The organism is Hyunsoonleella sp. 2307UL5-6, assembly GCF_047345485.1.
Taxonomy (GTDB): Bacteria; Bacteroidota; Bacteroidia; order Flavobacteriales; family Flavobacteriaceae; genus Jejuia.
Genome location: NZ_JBLFEN010000023.1, coordinates 1 through 2,517, shown reverse-complemented (window position 1 = coordinate 2,517; position 2,517 = coordinate 1). Strand labels below are relative to the sequence as shown.

Annotated in this window: 3 protein-coding genes; all 3 read left to right on the top strand. The window is 33.9% G+C overall.

The genetic code is table 11. From position 1 onward, the window contains the following. Positions 1-281: hypothetical protein (locus tag ACKGJY_RS15460; RefSeq protein ID WP_413974802.1), on the top strand; the 281-nt coding region annotated here is incomplete at its 5' end. Between the two features lie 512 nt (positions 282-793). Continuing rightward, a complete protein-coding gene (locus ACKGJY_RS15455; protein ID WP_413974801.1) occupies positions 794-1,486 on the top strand; it encodes a hypothetical protein in 693 nt (230 codons plus the stop codon). A gap of 152 nt (positions 1,487-1,638) precedes the next feature. Beyond that, positions 1,639-2,265 (top strand): hypothetical protein, encoded by a 627-nt coding sequence (locus tag ACKGJY_RS15450; RefSeq protein ID WP_413974800.1) that lies wholly within the window; start codon positions 1,639-1,641, stop codon positions 2,263-2,265. Positions 2,266-2,517: the final 252 nt, after the last annotated feature.

The following is a 2,517-nucleotide window of genomic DNA, read 5'->3' as shown; positions in this document are numbered from 1 at the left end:
TTGACAATGACGGAACGACAGAATTTTGGCTTGTTGGAAAAAACGAAAATGGCGGAATTGATTACTTGAATGTTGTTGGAGAAAAAGAAAGTCAGTTTGATTTTAAAATAACAGAAAATCAAAATATTGACCTAGGCAAAATATTAATCGCAGAAGAATTAACATTCAAAACGGACAAAAGTGAGCAATTTAAACGCTTTGCTTTTTGGACAAATATTATATTAATCGGACTTCTAATTTTGAGTCTGATAAAAATAAAAACTGGTGGTAACACCGTATAAAAATAATGCGTAGTTTAGTGCCTAATCAAGAGTTCGTGCGCTTTTGTTACGTCTGATTTTCCTTCGGAAAATCCTCCCACACAAAACCGCACTATTCTTATACAACAACGTTGGTGTCAATAGTGCGTTTTTTATATCAGCCAACATAGCGGAATTTTATAAAGGTAGATTTATGGCGGAATAACCGCTCCCCTTTTACTATGAAATAACTCGGGTTGGTCTCTTTTCCAAGCTATTGTCGGTGGAAAGTTTGCCAAGTCTCTGGTTGGCACTAAAAACAGTGTTTTTTGCTCATTATGCCCTTGGGGTTTGCGGTTGTTTTGCGCTATTCCGTAATTGCACTTAATACTGGCGCACTACTTAAAACCAACAATGTGTAAAAAAAATACTATTTTTGTGACTTACATTGATAAAGTACTCGTTTGCTTGCTTACGATTTTCCTTCGGAAAATCGCTGCCCACAAACCCGTACTTTGTTTACACTAAAACGTTGGCAAACATATAACCGAACAATGAAATTCATCAATCTAATCATAATTTTACTTCTGACTTTTAGTTGTTCAAACGAAAAAGAAATAGCGGAATTTGAGAAGATTTTGGGTAAAGAAAACAGCGAAACTCTGACCTATCTCGTCAACGACTTTGAGTCTGACTTTCTCAAAAGACAATATCCGAATTTAGATACTAAAAAAGCCTACAAACAATTCCTGACCGAATTATCAAAAGGACAAACCGATTACTGGAAAAAAATCTCGGAAAGTAGTCGAGAATATCTTGAAAAAAGTAATTTGAGATTAGAAATTTACAGCGTTCCAGATTCAATTTGGATTGAACGTGACCCTGAAAAACTGACTTTGAGTTTTAGCGACGTTCCAATGTTAAAAATTAAACGTAAATATTTAATGCCAGATGGAACATTAGGCTTCAGTACTTCTGAATCTTCATTCCGCCATAAAGAACCTATATATGAGGATTCTATCATCGAATCTCGAAAAAACTGGGTTGATATAAATTATGTTGGAAGCTATTCTAGAGCATTAAATTCGATTCCGAACAAATCTCGTTTTTTAACTGGATATCTTGACATACGAGAAGCAGCTGGAACAATTGACCCAATGCTTATTGCGAACCGAATGTTAGAATCAAAAGTGGACATAGATGACTATTTCATAAAGCGATTAATAATAACCGAAATTGTCTATTGATAATAAAATACGATTTGCCAACAATGTGTATAATTCATTGCTAGTTATAGCCTACTTACGAAAGTCCTCGCGGACTTTCTATCTGTGATTTATTTGCTCACTTTAGTGCTTAAACACGCAACGAAATCATACACAAACACGTTACCCAACATTTGAAAAAAACAACTTACATACAATTTAGAGTTCCGAAAAACGAACACAATTCTGAACCAGACGGAATTGTAAAGCGGAATATTAAAAAAGCAATTATCGGAATTTTAGGTTCAATAATTCCTAAAGCAAATCCTGATTTTGAAAATAAAATTGACCTTGTAGAAAAGTGGGTTGTTGAATTGGATAACGAAACTGGAATTCCAGAACGTGAAATCGGAATGGATAAAGATGGACGAATAATAGTAAAAATGCCATTCAAAAACAATTATGGTTATTGGACTGACAACAATTTATTATTACCCGATTTTAAAGAACTTTTTGAGACAACTGAAATAAATCAAGACAGTTTTGAAAACTATTGGAGTTTATTTGAAAAAACAGAAGATTTTGAAACTGAATTGACCGAATTCAAAACTCAATCAACTGGAGCAGATGGCGGACATAAATATTTAAAAGCAAAAGTTGATTACAATGGTCGAAATCGAGAAGTTATAATCTTTTTTACGGACAAATCTGACGAACAGAAAATTACAGAATTGAATAAAATAAGAATACGTGGGAAAATAGTTGATGACGGAATTGAACAATCATTAACTCTATATGAAACGAAATTATTAAATGAATAAAAACGTTGGGTAACAACGTGTATAATTCATTGCTAGTACTAGCCTACTTACGAAAATCCTCGCGGATTTTCTATTCGGTTTGTATTTGCTAATTTAGTTGCTGAAACACGCAACGAAATCATACACAAAACCGTTGGTGTCAATAGTGCGTTTTTTATATCAGCCAACATAGCGGAATTTTATAAAGGTAGATTTATGGCGGAATAACCGCTCCCCTTTTACTATGAAATAACTCGGGTTGGTCTCTTTTCC